The organism is Pseudomonas sp. URMO17WK12:I12 (assembly GCF_000514395.1).
GTDB lineage: Bacteria > Pseudomonadota > Gammaproteobacteria > Pseudomonadales > Pseudomonadaceae > Aquipseudomonas > Aquipseudomonas mucoides.
Genome location: NZ_AZVV01000006.1, coordinates 272,417 through 296,302, shown reverse-complemented (window position 1 = coordinate 296,302; position 23,886 = coordinate 272,417). Strand labels below are relative to the sequence as shown.

General features: G+C 60.9%; 22 protein-coding genes and 1 pseudogene. 11 read left to right on the top strand and 12 right to left on the bottom strand.

From position 1 onward, the window contains the following. Window positions 1-216: 216 nt before the first annotated feature. The 3 genes from D882_RS0108855 to D882_RS0108845 all read left to right on the top strand — a co-directional run bounded on the left by D882_RS0108855 (window position 217) and on the right by D882_RS0108845 (window position 4,930). Window positions 217-1,983 carry an ATP-binding protein gene (locus D882_RS0108855; RefSeq protein WP_027922900.1) on the top strand — a complete coding sequence of 589 codons (1,767 nt, stop codon included), beginning with the start codon at window positions 217-219 and terminating at the stop codon, window positions 1,981-1,983. Then, on the top strand, window positions 1,977-3,311 hold the full coding sequence (locus D882_RS0108850) for a sigma-54 dependent transcriptional regulator (protein WP_027922899.1): 1,335 nt from the start codon (window positions 1,977-1,979) through the stop codon (window positions 3,309-3,311). Before D882_RS0108855 ends, D882_RS0108850 begins: the two co-directional genes overlap by 7 nt. Before the next feature lie 299 nt (window positions 3,312-3,610). Then, window positions 3,611-4,930 carry an MFS transporter gene (locus D882_RS0108845; protein ID WP_027922898.1) on the top strand — a complete coding sequence of 440 codons (1,320 nt, stop codon included), beginning with the start codon at window positions 3,611-3,613 and terminating at the stop codon, window positions 4,928-4,930. 207 nt (window positions 4,931-5,137) lie between these two features. Here the strand turns inward: D882_RS0108845 and D882_RS01000000130920 are convergent. Then, window positions 5,138-5,407: pseudogene (locus D882_RS01000000130920) on the bottom strand (hypothetical protein); the annotation flags it as partial. Between D882_RS01000000130920 and D882_RS1000000132860 the strand changes: the two are divergent. Together D882_RS1000000132860 and D882_RS0108830 are read left to right on the top strand one after the other, a co-directional pair. Then, window positions 5,364-5,531, top strand: coding sequence for a hypothetical protein (locus D882_RS1000000132860; RefSeq protein ID WP_032833476.1), 168 nt, complete (start codon window positions 5,364-5,366; stop codon window positions 5,529-5,531). The pseudogene D882_RS01000000130920 and the gene D882_RS1000000132860 overlap by 44 nt on opposite strands. A 182-nt stretch (window positions 5,532-5,713) precedes the next feature. Beyond that, the gene (locus D882_RS0108830) at window positions 5,714-6,343 is read left to right on the top strand and encodes a flavin reductase family protein (RefSeq protein ID WP_027922896.1); all 630 of its coding nucleotides are present in this window, start codon (window positions 5,714-5,716) and stop codon (window positions 6,341-6,343) included. Between the two features lies 1 nt (window position 6,344). On the opposite strand, the gene D882_RS0108825 is transcribed toward D882_RS0108830, so the two are convergent. Together D882_RS0108825 and D882_RS0108820 are read right to left on the bottom strand one after the other, a co-directional pair. Further along, window positions 6,345-6,575 (bottom strand): hypothetical protein, encoded by a 231-nt coding sequence (locus D882_RS0108825; RefSeq protein WP_027922895.1) that lies wholly within the window; start codon window positions 6,573-6,575, stop codon window positions 6,345-6,347. 41 nt (window positions 6,576-6,616) lie between these two features. Then, window positions 6,617-6,970, bottom strand: a complete 354-nt coding sequence (locus D882_RS0108820) for an antibiotic biosynthesis monooxygenase family protein (RefSeq protein WP_027922894.1) — start codon at window positions 6,968-6,970, stop codon at window positions 6,617-6,619. A 335-nt stretch (window positions 6,971-7,305) separates the two neighbouring features. Here D882_RS0108820 and D882_RS0108815 point away from each other — a divergent pair, with 335 nt between their 5' ends. Beyond that, window positions 7,306-8,235: an AraC family transcriptional regulator gene (locus D882_RS0108815; protein WP_027922893.1), complete on the top strand. Its 930-nt coding sequence runs from the start codon at window positions 7,306-7,308 to the stop codon at window positions 8,233-8,235. Between the two features lie 154 nt (window positions 8,236-8,389). Here the strand turns inward: D882_RS0108815 and D882_RS0108810 are convergent, their stop codons facing one another. The 6 genes from D882_RS0108810 to D882_RS0108785 form a co-directional block, all read right to left on the bottom strand. Continuing rightward, on the bottom strand, window positions 8,390-9,445 hold the full coding sequence (locus D882_RS0108810; protein ID WP_027922892.1) for an ABC transporter ATP-binding protein: 1,056 nt from the start codon (window positions 9,443-9,445) through the stop codon (window positions 8,390-8,392). Window positions 9,446-9,463: 18 nt separating this feature from the next. Beyond that, the gene (locus D882_RS0108805; RefSeq protein WP_027922891.1) at window positions 9,464-10,312 is read right to left on the bottom strand and encodes an ABC transporter permease; all 849 of its coding nucleotides are present in this window, start codon (window positions 10,310-10,312) and stop codon (window positions 9,464-9,466) included. Further along, on the bottom strand, window positions 10,309-11,217 hold the full coding sequence (locus tag D882_RS0108800; RefSeq protein ID WP_027922890.1) for an ABC transporter permease: 909 nt from the start codon (window positions 11,215-11,217) through the stop codon (window positions 10,309-10,311). The genes D882_RS0108805 and D882_RS0108800 overlap by 4 nt, the downstream gene beginning before the upstream one ends. Before the next feature lie 191 nt (window positions 11,218-11,408). Then, window positions 11,409-12,512: an extracellular solute-binding protein gene (locus tag D882_RS0108795; RefSeq protein ID WP_027922889.1), complete on the bottom strand. Its 1,104-nt coding sequence runs from the start codon at window positions 12,510-12,512 to the stop codon at window positions 11,409-11,411. A gap of 217 nt (window positions 12,513-12,729) precedes the next feature. Then, window positions 12,730-14,178: an aldehyde dehydrogenase family protein gene (locus D882_RS0108790; protein ID WP_027922888.1), complete on the bottom strand. Its 1,449-nt coding sequence runs from the start codon at window positions 14,176-14,178 to the stop codon at window positions 12,730-12,732. Continuing rightward, window positions 14,175-15,812 (bottom strand): 5-guanidino-2-oxopentanoate decarboxylase, encoded by a 1,638-nt coding sequence (locus D882_RS0108785; RefSeq protein ID WP_027922887.1) that lies wholly within the window; start codon window positions 15,810-15,812, stop codon window positions 14,175-14,177. The genes D882_RS0108790 and D882_RS0108785 overlap by 4 nt, the downstream gene beginning before the upstream one ends. A gap of 161 nt (window positions 15,813-15,973) precedes the next feature. Between D882_RS0108785 and D882_RS0108780 the strand changes: the two genes are divergently transcribed. After that, complete coding sequence (locus tag D882_RS0108780) at window positions 15,974-16,855, top strand: LysR substrate-binding domain-containing protein (protein WP_027922886.1); 882 nt, start codon at window positions 15,974-15,976, stop codon at window positions 16,853-16,855. A 131-nt stretch (window positions 16,856-16,986) separates the two neighbouring features. Here D882_RS0108780 and D882_RS0108775 read toward each other — a convergent pair whose 3' ends face one another. Both D882_RS0108775 and D882_RS0108770 read right to left on the bottom strand, forming a co-directional pair. Next, window positions 16,987-17,601, bottom strand: a complete 615-nt coding sequence (locus D882_RS0108775) for an NAD(P)-dependent oxidoreductase (RefSeq protein WP_027922885.1) — start codon at window positions 17,599-17,601, stop codon at window positions 16,987-16,989. Between the two features lie 77 nt (window positions 17,602-17,678). Continuing rightward, the gene (locus D882_RS0108770; protein WP_027922884.1) at window positions 17,679-18,566 is read right to left on the bottom strand and encodes an MBL fold metallo-hydrolase; all 888 of its coding nucleotides are present in this window, start codon (window positions 18,564-18,566) and stop codon (window positions 17,679-17,681) included. A 114-nt stretch (window positions 18,567-18,680) separates the two neighbouring features. Between D882_RS0108770 and D882_RS0108765 the strand changes: the two genes are divergently transcribed. Together D882_RS0108765 and D882_RS1000000132855 are read left to right on the top strand one after the other, a co-directional pair. After that, window positions 18,681-19,586, top strand: a complete 906-nt coding sequence (locus tag D882_RS0108765; RefSeq protein ID WP_218186575.1) for a LysR family transcriptional regulator — start codon at window positions 18,681-18,683, stop codon at window positions 19,584-19,586. A 149-nt stretch (window positions 19,587-19,735) separates the two neighbouring features. After that, window positions 19,736-19,912 carry a hypothetical protein gene (locus tag D882_RS1000000132855; protein WP_170219114.1) on the top strand — a complete coding sequence of 59 codons (177 nt, stop codon included), beginning with the start codon at window positions 19,736-19,738 and terminating at the stop codon, window positions 19,910-19,912. Between the two features lie 9 nt (window positions 19,913-19,921). On the opposite strand, the gene D882_RS0108755 is transcribed toward D882_RS1000000132855, so the two are convergent. Further along, window positions 19,922-20,818 (bottom strand): helix-turn-helix domain-containing protein, encoded by an 897-nt coding sequence (locus D882_RS0108755; RefSeq protein WP_027922882.1) that lies wholly within the window; start codon window positions 20,816-20,818, stop codon window positions 19,922-19,924. Between the two features lie 179 nt (window positions 20,819-20,997). On the opposite strand from D882_RS0108755, the gene pobA reads away from it, so the two are divergent. Both pobA and D882_RS0108745 read left to right on the top strand, forming a co-directional pair. Then, window positions 20,998-22,191, top strand: coding sequence for a 4-hydroxybenzoate 3-monooxygenase (pobA, locus tag D882_RS0108750; protein ID WP_027922881.1), 1,194 nt, complete (start codon window positions 20,998-21,000; stop codon window positions 22,189-22,191). A 77-nt stretch (window positions 22,192-22,268) separates the two neighbouring features. After that, window positions 22,269-23,786, top strand: a complete 1,518-nt coding sequence (locus tag D882_RS0108745; protein WP_027922880.1) for an MDR family MFS transporter — start codon at window positions 22,269-22,271, stop codon at window positions 23,784-23,786. The last annotated feature ends 100 nt before the right edge of the window (window positions 23,787-23,886 follow it).

The window sequence follows — 23,886 nt, the reverse complement described above, 5'->3', positions numbered from 1 at the left end:
TGCTGATAAGGCCGGGGCCTCTTACAGAGGACCCGGCCTTTTTTTCGGCCAAGTTTTAATGTCATATTGTGTTTAGCAAATCGGTCGAAAAATCGGCATAGCCTCAAAACACTTGAATGAACGAAGCAGCATGAAAGGTGCTACCCAGGCGTGGCTCATGATTTCAGGCTCTCCGTGCTATCGTGCGCGCCCGTATTGCTAACTGTTTCCGACACCATGTTTGCTCGTTCGCGCACATTACGCCTGACGCTATACACCTTGCTGATCGTTGCCGGTGCCGTACTGGCCGCCGGATTTGCCCTGCGCCACACCGAACGCCAGGCCTTAGTTGAAGACGCCGCGCGCGCCAATCAGCAATTGGCGCTGTACGCCAATTCCCTGCACACCCTGATCGACCGCTACCGCGCCCTGCCCGCCGTGCTCGCGCTAGACCCGGAGTTGCGCGCCGCCCTCAACGGCACGGTATCGCCAGAGCAACAGGACGCACTGAATCGCAAGCTGGAAAAAATCAACGGCGCCGCCCAGTCCTCGACCCTCGAACTGCTCGACCGCACCGGCCTCGCCGTGGCCGCCAGCAATTGGCGTTTGCCCAGCAGTTACGTCGGCCACAATTATGGCTTTCGCCCCTACTTCAGCGAGACCCGCACCCAAGGCACCGGGCGCTTTTACGCGGTGGGCGTGACCAGTGGCATTCCGGGGTATTTCCTGTCCAGCGCAGTCACCGGCGACAACGGCGAGTTTCTCGGTGCCATGGTGGTGAAGCTCGAGTTTCCGGAACTGGAACGCGAATGGCGCCAGGGCAGCGACACGCTGCTGGTCAGTGACGCACGCGGGATCATCTTCATCGCCAACCAGCCGGGCTGGCGTTATCGCTTGTTGAAACCGCTGGACGACAACGATCACGCCGCGCTCAAGGCGACCCGCCAGTACGACAAGCAACCGCTGACACCGCTTGAGTTTCAATCCCTGCGCCGCTTCGACGACAACAGCGATCTGGCACGGGTGGTCGGCCCTGACGGGACGGCGGATTACCTGTGGGAATCGCTGCCACTGGCCACCGAAGGCTGGACGCTGCACCTGTTGCGTCGCCCGCAAGTCGCGTTCGAAGACAGTCGCAATGCCGCGCTGGCCGCTGCTGGGTTATGGCTGGCGTTGGTGTTTCTGTTGCTGTTCCTCAATCAACGCTGGCGCCTGGCGAAAATGCGCCAGCGCAGCCGTGAAGAGCTTGAGCAACTGGTGGAAGAACGCACCCGCGACCTGCGCACCGCTCAGGACGGGCTGGTGCAATCGGCCAAACTGGCGGCGCTCGGCCAGATGTCTGCCGCCCTCGCCCATGAAATCAATCAGCCACTGACCGCCCAGCGCATGCAGCTTGCTACTCTGAGGTTGCTGCTCGATCACGGCCGGGTCGACGACGCCTACAAGGCGCTGAAACCGGTGGACGACATGCTCACACGCATGGCCGCCCTCACCGGCCACCTGAAAACCTTCGCCCGCAAAAGCCCCAGCGGCCTGCGCGAACGACTGGACCTGGCGGCGGTGGTCGACCAATCGTTGCAGTTACTCGATGCGCGACTGCGCGATGAACAGGTGAGCACGGTGCTGCACCTGACGCGCCCGGCGTGGGTACGGGGTGATGCGATTCGTCTGGAACAGGTGCTGATCAACCTGCTGCGCAATGCCCTCGACGCCATGCACGACAAGCCCTGCAAACGCCTGGAAATCCGCCTCGAAGCCGACGAGCAATTGTGGCGCCTGACGGTCAGCGACAATGGTGGCGGCATCGCCGAAGAACACCTGCCGAACGTGTTCGATCCATTCTTCACCACCAAACCGGTGGGCGATGGCCTGGGGCTTGGGCTGGCGGTATCGTTTGCCATCGTTCACGAAGCGGGCGGACGCCTGAGTGCCGATAATCACGGCAACGGCGCGGTGTTCACCCTGACCTTGCCCATCGATCTGGAGGCGCCTGCCGCATGCTGAATTCAGTGATGGTGGTCGACGACGAAAGCAGCATTCGCAGCGCCGTCGAACAATGGCTGAGCCTGTCGGGTTTCGAGGTGCAGTTGTTCAGTCGCGCCGATGAATGCCTGGCGCAATTGCCCGCGCATTTTCCCGGGGTGATCCTCAGCGATGTGCGCATGCCCGGCATGACCGGGTTGGAGTTGTTGGCCGAAGTCCAGCGTCGTGATGCGGACTTGCCGGTGATTCTGTTGACCGGCCACGGCGATGTGCCGATGGCGGTCGAAGCGATGCGCGATGGCGCGTATGACTTTCTCGAGAAGCCCTTCAGCCCGGAAACCCTGCTGAGCAGTTTGCGCAGGGCGTTGGACAAGCGTCGGCTGGTTCTGGAGAACCGTGCCCTGCACGACCAGGCCGACAACCGCGCCAAACTCGACGCCACCCTGCTCGGCGTGTCCCGTGGTTTGCAGACGCTGCGTCGGCAAGTGCTGGACCTGGCGGCGTTACCCGTCAATGTGTTGATCCGCGGTGAAACCGGCAGCGGCAAAGAGCTGGTCGCGCGTTGCCTGCATGACTTCGGGCCGCGAGCCGACAAGCCGTTTGTGGCGCTCAACTGCGCGGCGATTCCGGAGCAGTTGTTCGAAGCTGAATTGTTTGGCCACGAGAGTGGCGCGTTCACTGGTGCTACGGGTAAACGTATTGGCAAGCTTGAATACGCCGATGGCGGCACGCTGTTTCTCGACGAAATCGAAAGCATGCCGCTGGCCCAGCAGGTGAAGTTGCTGCGGGTGTTGCAGGAGCAGAAGCTTGAGCGCTTGGGGTCGAACCAGAGTATTCGCGTGGATTTGCGGATCATTGCCGCGACCAAGCCGGACCTGCTGGATGAGGCACGGGCCGGGCGTTTTCGTGAGGATTTGGCGTATCGATTGAATGTCGCCGAGTTGCGGCTGCCGCCGTTGCGTGATCGGCGCGAAGACATTCCGTTGTTGTTCGAGTCGTTTGCACAGCAGGCTGCCGAGCGTTTGGGCCGGACCTTTCCACCGTTGACCGGGCCGCAGTTGAGTCATCTGCTGAGCCACGACTGGCCGGGCAATGTGCGCGAACTGGCGAACGTTGCCGAACGGCAAGTGCTGGGGCTGGGCGAGCCGGAACCGGCGGGGATTGATCCGGGGCAGTCGCTGGCGGCGCAGCAGGAAGCGTTCGAAGCGCATTGCCTGCGCGCGGCATTGACCCGGCATAAGGGCGATGTGAAAGCAGTGCTTGAAGAGCTGCAACTGCCGCGCCGGACCTTTAATGAAAAGATGCAGCGGCATGGACTGACGCGCGAGATGTTCCTGACTGACAGCTGATATTTGTGGGGCCTGGACTGGCCCCATCGCGAGCAGGCTCACTCCTACATTTGAATCGTGTACACCGTCCCCCTGTAGGAGTAAGCCTGCTCGCGATGAGGCCGGCCCATGCAAAGCAATTCCATACCCGCTAAGCAAAAATCCGCTCATACCCCATCCAACATAAGCGGATTTCCGCTCACCCAATTCGCAAAACCCCTCTAAACCGCCCCTCTCCCCCTTGGCACACCTCCTGCTATAGCCCCCACAGGCTGCGTTTCAACGCGCTCCACAAAAACAATTAAACGAAGGATCCTTCAATGGATAACTCCAACGCCCTGCCCCTTGGGTCGGCTGCCGTGCCGGCTAAAGAAAGAACCACTGCCAGTCGCATCAAATCGATTTTCAGCGGCTCCGTCGGCAACATGGTCGAGTGGTACGACTGGTACGTCTACGCCGCCTTCTCCCTGTACTTCGCCAAGGCCTTTTTCCCGAAAGGCGACACCACCGCCCAACTGCTGAACACCGCCGCGATCTTCGCTGTGGGGTTCCTGATGCGCCCGATCGGTGGCTGGCTGATGGGCCTCTACGCCGACAAGGCCGGTCGCAAGAAAGCGCTGATGGCTTCGGTGTACCTGATGTGTTTCGGCTCGCTGCTGATCGCCCTGAGCCCGGGTTATGAAACCATTGGCATCGGCGCACCGATCCTGCTGATTTTCGCCCGTCTGCTGCAAGGCCTGTCGGTCGGTGGCGAGTACGGCACCTCGGCGACGTACCTCAGCGAAATGGCGACCAAGGATCGTCGCGGTTTCTACTCCAGCTTCCAGTACGTGACCCTGATCTCCGGCCAGCTCATCGCCCTGGCGGTGCTGATCGTGCTGCAACAGACCCTGACCACCGAACAACTGTACGACTGGGGCTGGCGCATCCCGTTCGCCATCGGCGCACTGTGTGCCGTGGTCGCGCTGTACCTGCGTCGTGGCATGGAAGAAACCGAGTCGTTCACCAAGAAAGAGAAGGCCAAGGAAAGCGCGATGCGCACCTTGATGCGCCATCCCAAGGAACTGATGACCGTGGTCGGCCTGACCATGGGCGGTACCCTGGCGTTCTACACCTACACCACCTACATGCAGAAATACCTGGTGAACACGGTCGGCATGAGCATCTCCGACTCGACCACGATTTCGGCGGCGACGCTGTTCCTGTTCATGTGCCTGCAACCGATCATCGGCGGGCTGTCGGATAAAGTCGGTCGTCGGCCGATCCTGATTGCCTTCGGTATTCTGGGGACGCTGTTCACCGTGCCGATCCTGACCACCCTGCACACCGTTCAGACCTGGTGGGGCGCGTTCTTCCTGATCATGGCGGCGCTGATCATCGTCAGCGGCTACACCTCGATCAACGCAGTGGTGAAGGCCGAACTGTTTCCGACTGAAATCCGTGCACTGGGGGTTGGCTTGCCTTACGCCCTGACCGTGTCGATCTTCGGCGGTACGGCTGAATACATCGCGCTGTGGTTCAAGAGCATCGGCATGGAAACCGGGTATTACTGGTATGTCACGGCGTGTATTGCGGTGTCGTTGCTGGTGTATGTGACCATGAAAGATACCCGCAAGCATTCGCGGATCGAGACTGACTGACCGCTGGATTGAGGGTGGCTGTACTGGCCTCTTCGCGAGCAGGCTCACTCCTACACTGACCGGGTTCTTTTCATGAGAATGCGGTCAAATGTAGGAGTGAGCCTGCTCGCGATGGGGACGCCTCGGTCTCAAGTCAACTCAGCAGCCGTCCGCTTCCCATATTTATTCTGAGCAAACGAAGCCCCCGCAATCATCACCACCAGAATCCCCGCCAACACCCAGGCCCGAATCGTCGGCCAGGTAATCACCCAGCGCCGTGCCCAAGGTGTTGGAAAACAGAATCGCCATCCAATAGAACATCTCGCCGCGAAAGGTCTGGACCTTGGTGACGTTCAGCGAATCACCGCTCAAGCGCCACGCCGCAAAAATCCCGATCAGGATCGCAATCAGGATCATCGAACCGGTGGCGTAGCCCAGGCCGAGGGTGCGGTCCATGAAGTCCGACATCGTGGTGCCGGCCGTACTGGTCGCCAACACGTTCGCCGCCGATGGCTATGTCAAAACCGGCTCGGCGTCCTACGAGCACGGCGCCAGTGCCCCCATCGAACGTACGCATTCTGACAGCTTCGACAAAACCGGCACCGCCGAAGCGATCGGCTGATCACAAGAGCCCCCCCTGTAGGAGAGAGCCTGCTCGCGATGGCGGTGTGTCAGTCACATAAATGCTGAATGACACACCGCCATCGCGAGCAGGCTCACTCCTACATTGGAATCTCATTGCTGGAAATTATCGGCTCGGCCTTGCACCATGGTGGTCTCCCGAGAGCTCCTGGAATGAACCCCATGCCCGACGACATCCACTATTACGAACCCGCCAACGGCCACGGCCTGCCCCACGATCCGTTCAACGCCATCGTCGGCCCGCGCCCTATCGGCTGGATTTCCTCGCAGGATGCCAATGGCCGCTTGAACCTTGCCCCGTACAGTTTCTTCAACGCGTTCAACTACATTCCGCCGATCATTGGTTTTTCCAGTGTCGGGCGCAAAGACAGCCTGAATAACATCGAACAGACCGGCGAATTCGCCTGGAACCTCGCCACTCGCCCATTGGCCGAGCAGATGAACCAGAGCTGTGCGATGGTCGGGCCAGAAGTGAATGAATTCGAGTTGTCCGGATTGACGCCCGCCGCCTCGACAATCATTCAGGTGCCACGGGTCGCCGAAAGCCCGGTGTCCTTTGAGTGCAAGGTCACGCAGATCATCCAGTTGCAGCGCGCGGACGGGAATGTGGTGCCGAGCTGGCTGATTCTCGGCGAAGTGGTCGCCGTGCATATCGCCAAATGGCTGTTGAAGGATGGGGTCTACGACACCGCCGCGGCAGAACCGATTCTGCGCGGCGGCGGGCCGGCGGATTATTTTCAGCTGGGGCCAGAGGCGTTGTTCAAGATGTATCGCCCGGGGGCGAACAGGTAACTCACCAGAGCAGGTCGGTGTCTTCCTTGACGTCCTTGAGGCGGGTCAGCTCTTTGGCGGCGGCTTCATCGGCTTCATGGGCGGTCTTGAAGGTCTGGTCTTCGAGGACTTTGTGAAAGCGCGGTGCGCCTGCGCCACCCAGGGCTTTGACGGCGATGGCGGCGTGGTATCCACCCTCACCCGGTACAACTGCGGAAACGGCTTCGAAGTGTTCAAAGGCTTTACGTGCCATGTCGCGGATCCTGGCTGGTTGAGAATGCGGTCATTAAACCCTCAACCCGCCATTTTGTGTACCCACGACTGGGTCTGACCCAACGCCTGGGCCGCCGACACTTCCTTGAAGGTGTGGAAATCCAGGCTGTTGACCACCAGGTCCTGCACCAGTGCGGCAAACACTTCCATCGCCGGGGTGCTGAAGTACGCGGTCATGGCCTGCTGGTTGATCCAGAAACCGGACACCAGCCACAACTCGGTATCGCATTGCGACTGTTGCAGGGTAAAGCTCAGGCAACCCGGTGCAGTGCGCGTCGGCTCGATCAGGGCGCTCAGGCGCGCACCGAGTTCCACCGAACGCCCGGCGTGGGCACGGACAAAAGCCATATGACTGACGGGGATCTGCGTAGACATGTTCAACCCTCCCAGGTACTCGAGTGGCAGCCGTGGGACGGGCTGCGACAGGATCAAAGGTTAATCGCGCACCCGCCAGCGCGGTTAGTCGATTCCTGCCGGCTTGTTGCACAATCCTGCGCACGTCGTAAAAAACCTCTACCCGCCAGCAAAAGGTTTTCAGGCCAATGAAACAGGGCTTTCAAGCAAGTTTTGCAGGGACTGCCCACTGCCAGAGGCACCGCTAATTCACCCCGTGCAGAATCAGGCAAGGTTGAGGCAGGATGTGTCTACCGCTTCGTCTTGCACAAACATAAGCTGAGCCCATTATCCACGCCCCACCGAGGATGCCTTGCATGTCGTCGCTCGATCATTTTCAAGCCCCGCTGGATGCCGAGATGGAGAAACAGCGCGCGGAACTGGCCGCGATCATCCGTCGCTATACAACCGATGATGGCAATTATGAGACCGCCGTCGGCTCGTTGTTCATGGCCAAACACAGCAAGTCCCACGACTTTGCACCGGTGCTGGCGCAACCGGCGTTGTGCATCATGGCGCAGGGGCGCAAAGAGGTGCGGCTGGCGGACGAATACTTCAATTACGACCCGCTGCACTACCTGGTGGTCTCGGTCTCGATGCCCCTGAGCGGCAGGATCGTCAATGTCACCTCGGAAGAACCGATTCTCTCGGTGCGGCTGGACATCGACCCAGCGGAAATCAGCGCGCTGATTGCCGATGCCGGACCTTTAGGTGTGCCGACCCGCCCCACCGGTCGTGGCCTGTATGTCGAGCGGGTCGACAGCGCCATGCTCGATGCCGTACTGCGTCTGGCACGTTTGCTCGACACCCCGAAAGACATCGCCATGCTCGCGCCGTTGATTCGTCGGGAGATTCTTTATCGGTTGTTGCGCAGCCCGCAGGGGCATCGGCTGTATGAGATCGCGATCGCCAATAGCCAGAGCCATCGCATCAGCCAGGCGATCCAGTGGCTGAACGGCAACTATGAGCAGCCGCTGCGCATTGATGATTTGGCGAAAGAGGTGAACCTGAGCGTGTCGACGTTGCATCACCGGTTCAAGGCGATGACGGCGATGAGTCCGTTGCAGTATCAGAAGCAGTTGCGGTTGCAGGAAGCGCGGCGGTTGATGCTGGCGGAAGGGTTGGAGGCTTCGGCGGCGGGGTATCGGGTGGGGTATGAAAGCCCTTCGCAGTTCAGCCGTGAATACAGTCGGTTGTTTGGGGCGCCGCCGTTGCGGGATTTGGCGCGGTTGCGGTTGAGTGTCTGATCCAGAGTTTTCTGGTGTGGCGGATGGCCCCATCGCGGGCAAGCCCGCTCCCACAGGGAATTATTGGCAGTCACAAAATGGCGTGAACACCGACGATCACTGTGGGAGCGGGCTTGCCCGCGAAGAGGCCAGCAAGGCTGGCATCAATCCTGAATCAGGCACCGAGTACGCGGCAAGCCTCAGCCGGCAACGTCACCGACACCGGGTTGCCAATGCTCAACCCGAACCCCTGGCACGGTGTGCTCAGCGCGGTAAACGACACCCCGGAACACTCCACGGTGGTTTCAATCGTCGCGCCGATATCACGCACGAACGTCACCGTACCCAGCAAACGATTCCCCGCCGTCGCCTGCGGGTGCGACAGTTGCAGGTCTTCCGGGCGAATCAGCATCTTCACTTTCTCGCCGACCACAATGCTGCTGCAGATCGGCACGTCCAGTGCATCGCCCCCCGGCAGACCGACCTTGCCATTGCCCAACGCCGTGGCCGGGAAGATGTTGCCGGAACCGATAAAGTCCGCGACAAATTCGTTGGCCGGGTGGCGGTAGATTTCAATCGGCGTGCCGACTTGCTGCACGCGGTGCTCGCCCAGGACCACGACGATATCGGCCATGGTCATGGCTTCACGCTGATCGTGGGTCACCATGATCGTGGTGATGTTCAGGCGTTGTTGCAGCTGACGGATTTCCACCTGCATCGACTCGCGCAGCTTGGCGTCCAGCGCCGACAGCGGCTCATCCAGCAGGAGGATTTTTGGTCGCGAAGCAATCGCCCGGGCAATCGCCACGCGCTGACGCTGACCGCCGGAGAGTTTGGCCACCGGGCGATCAATCATTTCCTGCAGCTGAATCAGCTCCAGCAACTCCACCACACGCGCCTGCTGATCAGCCTTGCTGACGCCACGCAGTTTCAGCGGATAGGCGATGTTCTCGCCCACGGTCATGTGCGGGAACAAGGCCAGGGATTGAAACACCATGCCGAAATTACGTAGATGCGCCGGGGTGTGGCCGATGTCTTCACCGTCCAGGCGAATCTCGCCGCCGGTGAGGGTTTCGAGGCCGGCGATCATGCGCAGCAGCGTGGTTTTACCGCAGCCCGACGGGCCGAGAAAACACACCAGCTTGCCCTCGGGCAAATGCAGGTTTACATCCTTTACCGCGCAGGCCGAGCCGTAGTGTTTCTCGACGTTTTCCAGAATCAGACCAGACATGTGAATCACCTCAAGAAATCAGAACGAAACGCCACCTTCACCAACCAGCTTCTCCAGCGCCCAGATCAGGACGAAGTCGATCAGCACGATCAGCACGGCAAACGAGAAAACGGTAGGGTCGAGCGAAGACACGGTGCGGCTGTACATCCAGATCGGCACGGTCATGACGTCGATGGTGTAGAGGAAATAGGTCACGGTGAATTCGTTGAACGAGACGATGAACGCCAGCAGCATCCCCGCCAGGATCCCCGACTTCATCAACGGCACCACCACATCGACAATCGCTCGGGTCGGCGAAGCACCGAGCATTTGCGCGGCCTCCTCGACTTCGCTGCCGATGGACAGCATCGCCGCAGTGCAGTTTTTCACCACGAACGGCAACGCCAGAATCACGTGGGCAATCACCAGCCGCGAGGTGGTCATCTGGAACGGCAGGCTGTCGAACACCAGCAGCAACGCCAGGCCCAACACCACCATTGGAAACACCAGCGGCAACGACATCAGTTGCAGCGCCACGGCCTTGCCGCGGAACTCGCAACGGGTCAGCGCGTAAGACGCCGGCACGGCGATGATCGTGGCGAAAACCATGGTCAGGCACGCAACCATCAGGCTGGTGGTCATGGCTTTGCCCAGGCTCAGCACGTCACTGGCGTCCGGCGAGACGAAGGTGTGCCAGGCCGCTTTGTACCATTGCAGGCTGTAGCTGCTCGGCGGGAAGTCGAGGTTCGACGAGCCGCTGAACGACATCACGATCATGGTCAGGATCGGCAACACCGCCAGCAGCAGGATGAAGCCGGAGAGGATGCCGGCAAACTTGCCGGTTTCGCCCGGCAGCAGCCCGTAACGTTTCTTGGTCAGGGTACTCATTGCGAAGCCTCCAGCATGCGCCGACGGCGGCCAGTGATGTATTCGGACAAGGTCATGATCGCGAGCGTGGTGACGATCAGCACCACACCGGCGGCGGACGCGGCGGGCCAGTTCATCAGCGGGGCGATCTGGTCATGGACCATCACCGCCAGCATCGGCACGCGTCGACCACCGAGCAGCAACGGCACCACGAAACTGCTGGCGTTGTAGGCGAACACCAACGTCGCGCCGGTGATGATCCCCGGCATGCTCATCGGCAACACCACCTGGCGGAACACCTGGAAGCGACTGGCGCCCAGGGTCGCAGCGGCTTCTTCGTAAGTACGGGCGACGCCGCGCATGGCGCTGGCGATTGGCAACACAGCGAGCGGGAACGCGGTTTGCACCAGGCCCATCAGCACGCCGTTCTGGTTGTAGAGCAGCATGATCGGACGCTTGATCAGACCGAGGCCCATCAACGCCTGATTGAGCATGCCGCCCGGACCGAGGATCACCAGCCAGCCGTAGCTTTGCAGCAGCAGGTTGACCAGCAATGGCAATAGCACCGCGGCGAGGAACACCCGGCGCACGAACGGTGAGGTCAGGCGCGACATGGTGTAGGCCACCGGGATCGCCAGGACCACAGCGATCGCTGCGCTGATCAGTGCCAGACGCAGGGTCAGCAGCAAGGATTTGAGGTAATACGGTTCCAGCAATTGGGCGTAACTGGCCAGGCTGAACCCGGTCCATTCCGCGCCTTTGGTGCCCACGCTCATGCGCAGGACCAGCAGGCTGGCGGCGATCAGCACACCCAGAAACAGCATCGACGGCGACAGGAAAAACCAGGCGCGGGTCGTTGGCGAAACACCCCGACGGGCACGCTCGGGGGCGATGCTTACCGGATGAGTCAAAGGTTGGTGTTCCATAGCAAGGGTCTCGTCAATGGAAAGCAGCTGACCAACACACCTTTCAAAACCACCACGAACCCTGTGGGAGCGGGCTTGCCCGCGATAGCGATCTGTCAGTCACATCAATATCGACAGGGAGGCCGTCATCGCGGGCAAGCCCGCTCCCACAGTGTTTTGCAGTGTTCTAAAAACGTGTGTTTGTCACTCAATCAGGAAGAAAAGATTTCCGTGTAGCGACGAATCCATTGGTCATGCACGGTGGCCAGGAAGGCGTTGTCGTGCATGATCGCCTTCTCGGCAATCTGCTCTGGCGTGAGGATGTACGGGCTCTTGCGCGCTTCGGCGGAGATGATCGCCTTGGCGTTGACCGGGCCGTTGTAGATGTCTTCAGCCATCTTGCCCTGCACCAGCGGGTCCAGAGAGTGGTTGATGAAGGCGTACGCCATGTCGGTGTCGCCCGGACGGTTCTTCGGCATCACCGATTGCATCAAGTCGGTGTAGAAACCTTCCTTCATGCCAAAGGTTGCGCTCAGGCCGTAGGCCGGGTCGCGGATCTGTTTCGGGAAGAATGCCGGTGCGTACAGGCCGCCCATGTCCAGCGAACCGGTGCGGAACAGCTCGGCGATCTGGTTCGGGTTTTCACCCAGGGTGACCACGCGATCTTTCAGCTCGGCGAGTTTCTTGAAGCCCGGCTCAATGTTGTGCTCGTCACCACCGGCCAGTTTGGCGGCGATGATGATCAGGTCCATGGCCTCGGTCCAGTTCGGCGGCGGCAGGAAGATGTTTGGCGCAGCGTCGGCATCCCACAGGGAGGCGTAGCTGGTTGGCGCTTCTTTCTGGGTGCGGGTGCTGTAGACCAGGCTGTTGCACCAGAGCAGGTAACCGATGCCGTGGCCATTGGCGCCGGTGCGGTATTTTTCCGGGACATCGACCAGGTTCGGGATGCGGTTGAGGTCGGGTTTTTCCAGCAGGTTGGCGGCGGCCAGACCTTCGGCGCCGACGCCGGCCAGGGTGATGATGTCGTACTGCGGACGATCACCGCCGGCCTTGAGTTTGGCGACCATTTCCGAGGTGCTGCCGGTGCGGTCAGCGATGACTTTGCAGCCGTACTTGTCTTCGAAGGTCGCGGCGATGTTGCGCAGGGCTGCCAGGCCAGTGTCATCGGACCAGGTCAGCAAACGCAGGGTCTTGCCCGCAAAGCGTGTGTCGCTGGCATTGGCCTTCATGAACGGCATGCTCATGGCGGCCGCTGCCACCGAGGCTACGCCTACGGTCTTGATGAATTGACGTCTGTTCAGATCATGTTCGCCCATTACGGACTCCCTTTGTTTTTGTAGGTATAAGGCAGGTCGAAACTGTTGCATCCGCGCGACCGGATCTGCATTAGCCCCCGTATTTTCGGGGGTTTGGCTGAACCGGCAAGTTCATCCTGAGGTCGTGTAAAACACCTGACTATCGATAAAAACTCATCGAAGCCATGACGCCAGCGCATGCCTCCTTTCGAGGCATGCGCTGACCTTTTTCGTGCCGTCAGACCGCTCGAATCACGTGTTTGATTTCCTGGAACGCCTGCAAGCCCCACGGCCCCAACTCGCGGCCGATGCTGCTCTGCTTGTAGCCGCCCCAGGCGGTTTGCGGAAAGATCACCTGCGGCGCGTTGATCCACACAAGGCCCGCCTGCAAAGCGTTGGCGACCCTATCAGCGGCCTCGACATTACTCGTGACCACGCTGGCCACCAGGCCGAACTGGCTGTCGTTGGCCAGGGCAATCGCCTCGGCTTCGGAGGCAAAACTGCGTACGCAGATCACCGGGCCGAAAATCTCTTCACACCACAGCGCACTGTCGAGGGGCACTTCAGTGAAAATGGTCGGCTGCAAAAAATAACCGCGCGGCAGGTCGGCCGGACGATTGCCACCACAGATCAGCTTGGCGCCGGCGCTCAAACCACGATCGATGTGGCCGAGCACACGCTGGTATTGCGCCTGATTGACCAGAGCACCCATCTCCACCGCCGGGTCGAACGGGTCGGCCACGCGAATGGCTTCGGCGCGCGCCTTCAGGCGCAGCAGGAATTCATCGGCCAGTTCATCGGCGACCAGCACACGGCTGGTGGCGGAACACATTTGCCCGGCGTTGAAGAAACCACCGCCACAGGCCACTTCCACCGCCAGGTCGAGGTCGGCATCGGCCAGCACCAGCAACGACGATTTGCCACCCAGTTCCAGGCTCACGCCTTTGACGGTTTCCGCCGCACGCTGCATGACTTGCACGCCCACCGCGTTGCTGCCGGTGAAAGAAATCTTGGCGATGCGCGGATCAACCGACAGTGGCGCGCCAACGGCCAGACCGGTGCCGCACACCAGGTTGAAAACGCCGGCCGGCAACCCGGCTTTAGCGATGATCGACGCCAGTTCCAGCTCCGGCAGCGGTGTCACTTCCGAAGGCTTGAGCACCACGCAGCAACCGGCGGCCAGGGCCGGGGCGAGTTTCCACGCGGTGGTGACCATCGGGAAATTCCACGGCACGATCAGGCCGACCACTCCGGCCGGCTCGCGGCGCAGACGCGCGCTGAAATCGTCGCTCGGCAATTCAACGGGGCTGTCTTGTTTAGCGTCGAGGCCTTCGGCCAGACCGGCGTAATACTCAAACGTCGCGATCACGTCGTCGACGTCGATGGCCGCTTCGAACAATGGCTTGCCGTTGTTGCTCGACTGCAAATGCATCAACTGTTCGCGACCGGCCTGCACGCCTGCGGCGATTTTGCGCAGGATCGCGCCGCGCTCGGCTCCGGTGGTTTTCGACCAGGCGGCGAAGGCGTGGGTGGCCGCGCTCACCGCCTGATCGACAGACTGTGCATCGCCGCCATTGACCGTGGTCAACAAGGCTTCCGTCGCCGGGTTGATCACACGCAAGTGTTCGTGGCCGGCCGACCATTGGCCATTGATGAACAGACCGTCGAGCGTGGTTGGAAAACTCATTTCGACACCGCCTTCATCCACTGGGTCTGATCGATTTCAATCAGGGTCGGGCCTTGGCGATCCGCCGCGGCACGCAGCGCTGTGCGCAGTTGCTCGACGCCGCTGATGGCTTCCGCCGCGCAGCCCAAGGCCTTGGCCACACCGATGAAGTCCGGGGTGTAGATGTCCACGCCGACCGGCTCGATGGCGCGGTTGACCATGTATTTCTTGATCTCTTCGTAGCCCTGGTTATTCCACAGCAGCACGATCACCGGGGTGCGCGCTTCAACGGCACTGGCCAGTTCCGGCAGGGTGAATTGCAGGCCGCCGTCGCCGATCAGGCACACCACCGGAGGACGCGAACCGCCTTCGACGCTGCCGCCGAGCCAGGCGCCAATCGCCGCCGGCAAAGCGTAACCCAAGGTGCCGTAACCGGTGGACGAGTTGAACCAGCGACGCGGGCGCTCGGGGTTGAAGGTCAGGTTGCCGGTGTACACAGGCTGGGTCGAATCGCCGACGAATACCGCGTCTGGCAGCTCGTGCAGGACGGTTTCGAGAAAGCGTGTTTGCGCCAGGGTCGGGGCATCCCAGCTCTCGGCGAGTGCCTCACGCAAACGGGAGGCACGCACCTGACCCCAATCATTGGCGCGCTCGGCCAGGGACTTGTGGGACAGCGCGCTCAGCAATGCCTGAGCAGCGTTGCGCGAGTCGGACACCAGCGCCACGTGCGGCGGATAGTTGCGCACGGTCTGGTCCGGGTCGATGTCCACGCGCAGCAACTGGCCAGGAATCTCGAAACCACCGGCGAAGGTGACGTCGTAGTCGGTCTCGGCCAGTTCGGTGCCGATGGCCAGGACCACGTCGGCTTCGGCCACCAGTGCGCGAGTCGCGACCAGGCTCTGGGTCGAACCGATCAGCAACGGGTGACTGGATTCGAGCATGCCTTTGGCGTTGATGGTCAGGGCCACCGGCGCGTCCAGCAGTTCGGCCAGTTCAGTCAGTTCGGCAGCCGCATCGATGGCACCGCCACCGGCGAGAATCAGCGGGCGCTTGGCGCCGGCCAGCAATTCGGTCATGCGCGAGACGGCGGTCGGCGATGCACCGGCGCGGTCAATGTTCACCGGTACGCTGGTCAGCAGGTCATCGGCTTCTTCAACCAGCACGTCCAACGGAATTTCGATGTGCACCGGACGCGGACGGCCAGCCTGGAACAGCGCAAAGGCACGGGCCAGCACGCCCGGCAACTCGGACGCCGACATCAGGGTGTGGGAGAACGCCGCCACACCGGCGACCAACGCGCCCTGGTTCGGCAGTTCATGCAGCTTGCCGCGACCGCCGCCCAACTGGCTGCGCGATTGCACGCTGGAGATCACCAGCATCGGGATCGAATCGGCGTACGCCTGGCCCATCGCGGTGGTGATGTTGGTCATGCCAGGGCCGGTGATGATGAAGCACACACCCGGTTTGCCGCTGGTGCGGGCATAACCGTCGGCCATGAAACCGGCGCCCTGTTCGTGACGCGGAGTGACGTGGTTGATGCTCGAACGGGCCAGCCCGCGATACAGCTCCACGGTATGAACCCCGGGAATGCCGAACACCTGCTCAACCCCGTAATCTTCGAGTAACTTGACCAATACTTCGCCGCACGTCGCCATTGTGTTTTGCCCTTCTTGTTCGTTTGAGACGCCGGGCCTGCGCAGTGTTTATGATGAGTGGGCAGGTCCAGGGATGGCCTCATTGGAACGGGCGACACGTAGCCGCAACAATGGATAAAAAGTCATACTAGCCATGTCCTCACGTCATACCTTGGATCCCAATGAAACGACTGCCTCCCCTGCCGGCGCTGCACACTTTTCTGATTACCGCGCAGTGCTGCAACTTCACCCGGGCCGCCGAACAGCTGCACATCACCCAAGGCGCGGTAAGCCGGCAGATCGCCGGGCTCGAAGATCACCTCGGTTATGAACTGTTCATCCGCCAGGCTCGCGGCCTCGATCTGACGGCCGAAGGACGGGAATGGCTGCCACGGGTGCAGCAGATTTTCGGCCTGATCGATGAGGCCGTTGAACAGATCGGCGAGAAGCGCGAAACCCTGCAACTCAAGGCGCCGACCTGCGTGATGCGCTGGCTGTTGCCGCGTCTTTTGCAGTGGCAACGGGAGCGGCCGGACGTGCCGGTGGAACTGACCACCACGGTCAAGCACGGCGTGGATTTTCATCGTGAGCAGTTCGATGCGGCGGTGATGTACGGCGTGCCACCGGACAGCACGTTGGCCTCGCAACGCCTGTTTGAAGAAATATTGACGCCGGTCTGTTCCAAACCGCTGCTTGAAGGCCCGGTGCCGTTGCAGACCCCGGAAGACCTTCAGCGGCACATGCTGCTGCACCCCACCCGTGATGAGCGTGACTGGAAAGCCTGGCTGGCCACGGCCAATGTGCGACTGAACAATGTCAGCAAGGGTCAGCACTTCGAAACCCTGGACCTGGCGATGTCGATGGCCTCACAGGGGACGGGGGTAGCGATTGGCGACTGGTCGTTGATTGGCGATGACTTGAGCGCCGGGCGACTGGTGATGCCGTTTGAGTTGAAGGTGAAAACGGGGTTGGCGTATTACCTGGTTTTGCCGCACAAGCCCGCACCTTCGCCGAAGTTGCAGGAATTGTTGGGGTGGTTGGTGGAGCAGGCTCAAGCGCGGTGAAAGCCTAAAATCTTGCTGCAATCCCCTTGTAGGAGTGAGCCTGCTCGCGATGGCGTTGGGTCAGTCGACATCACTGTTGAATGATCAACCGCTATCGCGAGCAGGCTCACTCCTACAGGGGATCGGTGATCTCAGTAGCCTACTGTGAACCGCTGGCGGGAGTGCTTCGGCACTTCCACTTCATCGATCATCGCAATCGCATAGTCGGCAAACGTGATCCAGCTGCGCCCTTCACGGCTCACCAGCAAATCATCCTGGCCGATCCGGAACACCCCCGTGCGTTCCCCTTCGACAAACTCCGCCGACGGTGACAAGAAGGTCCAGTCCAGGTCCTTTTCCTGTCGCAGGTTCTCAAGGAACAACGCCCCGGCACCCGCCTCGGCTTTGTACGCATCGGGAAAGCCCTCGCTGTCGATCACGCGAGTTCCGCCCGGCAACAACAACGAACCGGCACCGCCCACCACCAGCAGACGTTTCACCCCGGCCTTTTTCACCGGCCCGATCACCGCCGCGGCGGGCAGCGTCGAGAAATGCGCGGCGCTGATGACCACGTCATGACCCGCCACAGCGGCTTGCAACGCTGCGCCATCAAGGGCATCGACATGCTTGCTGACCACACCGGCACGCTGACCGATCTTCGACGTGTCGCGGGCAATGGCGGTGACGCTATGACCACGACGCAGGGCTTCTTCCAGCAATTGGCTGCCGGCACGGCCAGTGGCCCCGATGATTGCGATTTTGCTCATGACGTTCTCCAGTTGGCTTGGATGTAGATGTTGATCGTTCCCACTCTGCGTGGGAACGATCATTCACAGGTGTCCGGTCATTCGCCCCACTTCATCTCGCCCTTGGCGACTTTGGCGCTCAGCTCCAGCGAGCTTTCTTCGCCCAGCGTCGGGAAGCGTTTTTTCATCGCGGCGATCAGTGCGGCGGAATCCTTGGCCTTGGCGGTTTCTTCGTCGAACGCCTTGATGTATTCAGCCGTGAACCGCACGGCCGCCAGGGAGCGGGCGCTGTCACCGAGGTAATGACCCGGCACGATGGTGTTCGGTTTCAAGGTTTCGATGGCGTGCAGCGTCGTCAACCAATCGGCGTGGGACTGCGGGGTTTGCGTGTCGGCCATCCAGACATGGATGTTTTCTGCCACAACCACCCCACCGACAACCGCTTTGATCGATGGAATCCAGACGAAGGTGCGGTCCGGCTGCTTGCTGTCCAGCCCCACCACCTGCAATTTCTGCCCTTCCAGTATCAGGCTGTCGCCCTTGAGCACGCCGGGCACGATGGTTTTCGCCGGTACGTCAGCGCCCATTTTCGGGCCCCAGAACGCCAGTTTGCCGACGACGGTGTGCTTGATGTGGTCCACGGTTGGCTGCGAAGCCAGCACTTTGGCGTTGGGGAACGCGGCGGTCAGGGTGTCGAGGCCGAAGTAATAATCCGGGTCGCCATGGCTGATGTAGATGGTGGTCAGTTGCTTGCCGCTGGCGCGGATTTTCTCGACCACCTGCTCGGCTTGGGATTTGCCGAACTGCGCATCCACCAGAATCGCTTCTTTCTCGCCGCTGACCAGCACCGACGTCACCGGGAAGATCGCCTTGTCGCCGGGGTTGTAGACATCCAGGGTCAGGGTCGAGGCCGCCGCTGCATGGGCCGCGAAGCCGAGAGCGGCGGTGGCCAGCAAAATACGCTTGAGGGTGGTGAAACCGATCATCTGTTGCTCCGTAATCCGAATGCCATGCTTGGCGATGGGAGGGAGCTTAGTTGCATGACTCAGTACAAAAAATGCGATGCTTGAACATAGTTTGTTTCTGAAAGCGGGCAAATCATGGATCGTCTTCAAGCAATGCGCGTATTCGTCACGGTGGTCGACCTCGGCAGCCAGTCGGCCGCCGCCGATCATCTGGACCTGTCACGGCCGGTGGTTTCACGTTATCTGGCGGAACTGGAGGACTGGGTCGGTGCCCGGTTGATGCACCGCACCACCCGCAAATTGAGCCTGACCGCCGCCGGCGCCGAGATGCTGCCCCGCTGTCGGCAGATGCTCGACTTGTCCACCGACATGCAAGCCGCCGTGAGCGAGCCGGACGATGCACCGCGTGGGTTGCTGCGCATCAGTGTCAGCACTTCGTTCGGCCAGGCGCAATTGGCGGACGCCATGGCGGCCTACGTCAAACGTTACCCTGGCGTCAGCATCGACCTGCAGATGCTCGACCGCACCGTGAACCTGGTGGATGAGCGCATCGATCTGGCGATCCGCACCAGCAACGACCTGGACCCGAACCTGATCGCCCGACGGCTGACGGTCTGCCGCTCGGTGATCTGCGCCTCCCCGGGCTACCTGCGCGAACATCCAGCGCCGCAGCGGGTCGAGGACCTGAGCCAGCACAATTGCCTGACCCATTCCTACTTCGGCAAAAGCCTTTGGCATTTCGAGGAGGACGGCGAGCCGGTCTCGGTGACGGTGCAAGGCAACATCAGCGCCAACGAAGCCAGCACCCTGCTGCGCGTAACCATCGCCGGCGCCGGGGTGGCGATGCTGCCGAGTTATCAGGCCGGTGTGCATATTCACAGCGGCGAACTGATCCGCCTGTTGCCCGAGGCCGAGCCCCGGCAGATGAATATTTATGCGGTGTATGCGTCACGCAAACACATGCCAGCGGCGTTGCGCAGCCTGCTGGATTTCCTGGTGCTCAGATTTCCCGAAGAACCAGCGTGGGATATCGGCCTGTAACTCGCCGCAACCTTTGAGCTCGCTCCCACAGTAGGCACATCAGTGTTCTGAATATCGGGGTACGTACGATGCAGCTTTAGTGGCAACTCACCCGCGCTGACCTATGCTCAAAGTAATACCCAAGGGTATTTCGTTCAGAGGTCCACGCCATGAACATCAAAACAAGAAGGTACCTCACCATTTTCATCACCTGCGCGGTGACGCTGGCGCTGTATGGCACCGCAGCCTGGCGGGTCGAGCAGGCACGGCAACTGCCCCGTGAATTTGCGAGCTGCAACTTCGAACGCTGCATCCCCCACAACGCGACCCTCAATGCCCTGCGGTGACCCAGGGGATCAGGCCTCGTTGTCCTGATCGGCCTTCAAGCGGTCGCGGAACGCCTTGGGCGAAATACCCACGCGACGCCGGAACAGGCGTGTGAAGTTTGTAGGATCGGAAAACCCCAACACATCGGACATTTCGTAAATGGTCATGCTGGTGTAGGTCAGCAACCGCTTGGCCTCCAGCAATTGCCGTTCGTGCATGATCTGCAACGCCGGTTGCCCCGCCAGTTCACGGCACGTGCCGTTGAGGTGGGACACGGAAATCCCCAGCCGATGCGCGAGGTCTTCGACCTTGACGTGCTGACGGTAAGTCTCTTCCACCAGCTGGATAAACCCGTTGAGGTATTCCCGGGCGCGCTGCGGACGCTGGCTGGCGTTGCGGCGGGTGATCACCTGCCGGCTGACCCAGACCATGATCACGCTGACCAGTGAATGCATGAGCATTTCACGCGCCGGTTGGTGACCGGTGTATTCGTCTTGCAGCGCTGAAAACAGGCTGTTGAGGTAGTCACCGTCCTTGCCCGCCGGGTAGCTTTCAGCCTGGGCCAGCGCATTCACCGAGTTGCCCAGTTGCGCTTGCAGATGGGCGATCAGCGGCGCGGCGAGGGTCAAGACAAACCCTTCGACGTCTTCGGAAAATCGATAACCGTGCACCGACAACGGCGGCAGGATCAGCACGGTCGGCTCAGTCAGTTGCGTGCGTTTACCTTCGATCTCAAGCTCTGCCTGACCTTTGAAGATGAAGAGTAACTGACACAAATCGGCGTGACGGTGGGGTTTGATTTCCCATTGGTGTTCGCGGCTGCGTTTGGAAATGGTTTCGCAGTGCAGCAAGTCGGGGGTCGGCCAGTCCAGGCTTTCACCGTAGAGCTTGAACACTGGAATCGAAGGCAGGTCAGGCTTGTTCATCACTTCAATCCAGGCCTCGGGGGGTTACGGGCGATAATCGCACCGATTGGCAGAAAGAACAGGTATCGGCTCAGTTTTCACCTTCAATTGACAGACTCGCAAGGGAAAAATGCAAGCACTCGATCCATAAAAATAATTCACCGGCCTTGGTCGCGTGGAGCTTGCGAGTCCTGACAACAATGAAAACGCTGAAAACCCAAATCGCCATCATTGGCGCCGGTCCTGCCGGTTTACTGCTCGGTCAATTGCTGCACAACGCCGGTATCGACACCCTCATTCTTGAACGCCAGAGCCCGGATTATGTGCTCGGGCGAATCCGTGCCGGGGTCCTTGAACAAGGCATGGTAGAGCTGTTGCGTCAGGCTGGTGTGGGTCGGCGGATGGATGCCGAAGGCCTGGTGCACACCGGCTTCGAACTGGCACTCGATGGCCGTCAGGTACACATCGATTTGCAGGCATTGACCGGCGGCAAAACCGTGATGGTGTATGGCCAGACCGAGGTCACCCGTGACCTGATGGCCGCTCGTCGGGAGGCCGGCGCGCAGACGATTTATGACGCCGTCAACGTCATGCCACACGGGATGAAAAGCGCAGAACCTTTCGTCACCTTTGATAAGGATGGCGAGACGTATCGCCTCGATTGCGACTACATCTCCGGGTGCGACGGTTTCCACGGTGTGGCGCGCCAATCGATCCCCGACGACTGCCTCAAGGTGTTCGAGCGGGTCTATCCGTTTGGCTGGCTCGGCATCCTCGCCGACACGCCGCCGGTGCACGAAGAACTGGTGTACGCCCGCCACGAGCGCGGTTTTGCTTTATGCAGCATGCGCTCGGCGACCCGCACCCGGTATTACCTTCAGGTACCGGCCGAGGACCAGGTGCAGGACTGGTCGGATCAGCGTTTCTGGGACGAGTTGAAATTGCGCCTGCCGCCAGCGTTGGCAGCGTCGTTGGTCACCGGCCCGTCCATCGAAAAAAGCATCGCGCCGTTGCGCAGTTTTGTCGTTGAACCGATGCAATTCGGGCGCATGTTCCTGGTCGGCGACGCGGCGCACATCGTCCCGCCCACCGGCGCCAAGGGCCTGAACCTGGCCGCCAGTGACGTCAGCACGTTGTTCAATATTCTGTTGAAGGTCTATCGGGAAGGACGCGTGGATTTGCTGGATAAATACTCCGAAATCTGCCTGCGCCGCGTGTGGAAAGCCGAGCGGTTTTCCTGGTGGATGACGTCTATGCTGCATCGCTTTGACGACCATGACGCGTTCAGCCAGCGCATCAGCGAGTCGGAACTGGACTACTTTGTCGGCTCCGAAGCCGGTCGAAAAACCATTGCAGAAAATTACGTCGGGCTTGCGTACGAGGCTATCGAATAGCTTGCTACCGACTTACACTGCGAGCATTCCCGCTCGCCTTGCCACTTGCGGGTCCATCTCTGCCCGCAGGTTTTACCGTGACCAATCTCAACCAGCCTGACACGCCCAAACCGGCCATTCGCAGCGTGCTGATCGCCCTGATGCTGGCGATCTTTCTCGGCGCGCTGGACCAGACCATCGTCGCTGTCTCGATGCCGGCGATTTCCGCCCAGTTCAAGGACGTCAGCCTGCTGGCCTGGGTGATTTCCGGGTACATGGTGGCGATGACGGTGGCGGTGCCGATCTACGGCAAGCTCGGCGATTTGTATGGTCGGCGCAAGCTGATGCTGTTCGGCATGGGCCTGTTCACCCTCGCCTCGTTGTTCTGCGGCATGGCCCAGAGCATGGAGCAACTGGTGCTGGCGCGGATCATTCAGGGCATCGGTGCCGGCGGGATGATTTCGGTCAGTCAGGCGATCATCGGCGACATCGTCCCGCCCCGGGAGCGCGGTCGTTATCAGGGTTACTTCAGCAGCATGTACGCCGTGGCCAGCGTGGCCGGCCCGGTGCTGGGCGGTTACATGACCGAGTATTTGTCGTGGCGCTGGGTATTCTTGATCAATCTGCCCCTGGGACTGGGTGCCTGGGTGGTGGCCCATCGAACGCTGGTCGGGCTGCCGGTGCCGCAGCGCAAACCTGTGATCGACTACCTCGGCACGTTGCTGATGATCATCGGCTTGACCGCGTTGTTGCTGGGCATCACGCAGGTCGGTCAGGGTCATTCGTGGCGCAGCGCGCAAGTGCTGGGACTGTTTGCCGGCGCGGTGGTGATTCTTGGGATGTTCGTCTGGCATGAGCGCCGGGCACGGGAGCCGTTGTTGCCGATGCATCTGTTCGCCAACCGCAACGCGATTTTTTGCTGGTGCACGATTTTCTTCACCAGTTTCCAGGCGATCTCGCTGATCGTGCTGATGCCGCTGCGCTTCCAGAGCGTCACCGGCGCCGGTGCCGACAGCGCCGCACTGCACCTGTTGCCGCTGGCGATGGGTTTGCCGATTGGCGCCTATTTTGCCGGACGCCGGACCTCGGTGACCGGGCGCTACAAACCAATGATCCTGAGCGGCGCGGCGCTGATGCCGATGGCGATTCTGGGTATGGCGTTCAGCCCGCCTCAGGCGTTTGTGCTCAGCAGTTTGTTCATGTTGTTGTGCGGGATCGCCAGCGGCATGCAATTCCCGACGTCTTTGGTCGGCACACAGAACTCGGTGGACCAGCGCGACATCGGTGTCGCCACCAGCACCACCAATCTGTTCCGCTCCCTGGGCGGCGCGGTGGGGGTGGCGTTGATGTCGGCGCTGCTGCTGGCGTTGTTGCAGGATTCAAGCTTCGCGCACATTGCCGGTTCGTCGCTGATCGTCGAGGGCAGTTCCGGGAATGTCTTGCTCGACGGTTTGAACGCCGCGCCGGGCGATGCGCAAAACGCCTTGCGTGCGGAGTTGTTGCTGACGTTCAGGTATTTGTTGATGGTGAGTGCGGCGGTGTCGTTGCTGGGACTGGCGGCGGCGATTGCGATGCCGAATATGTTGCTGCGGGGGCGGGAAGACAAGGTCCGGTAGACACACCGAGTCGTCTGCCAATCGCGAGCAGGCTCACTCCTACAGGGGATCTCCGGTGCTCACAATATTTGTGTACGGGCGGAGATCCTGTAGGAGTGAG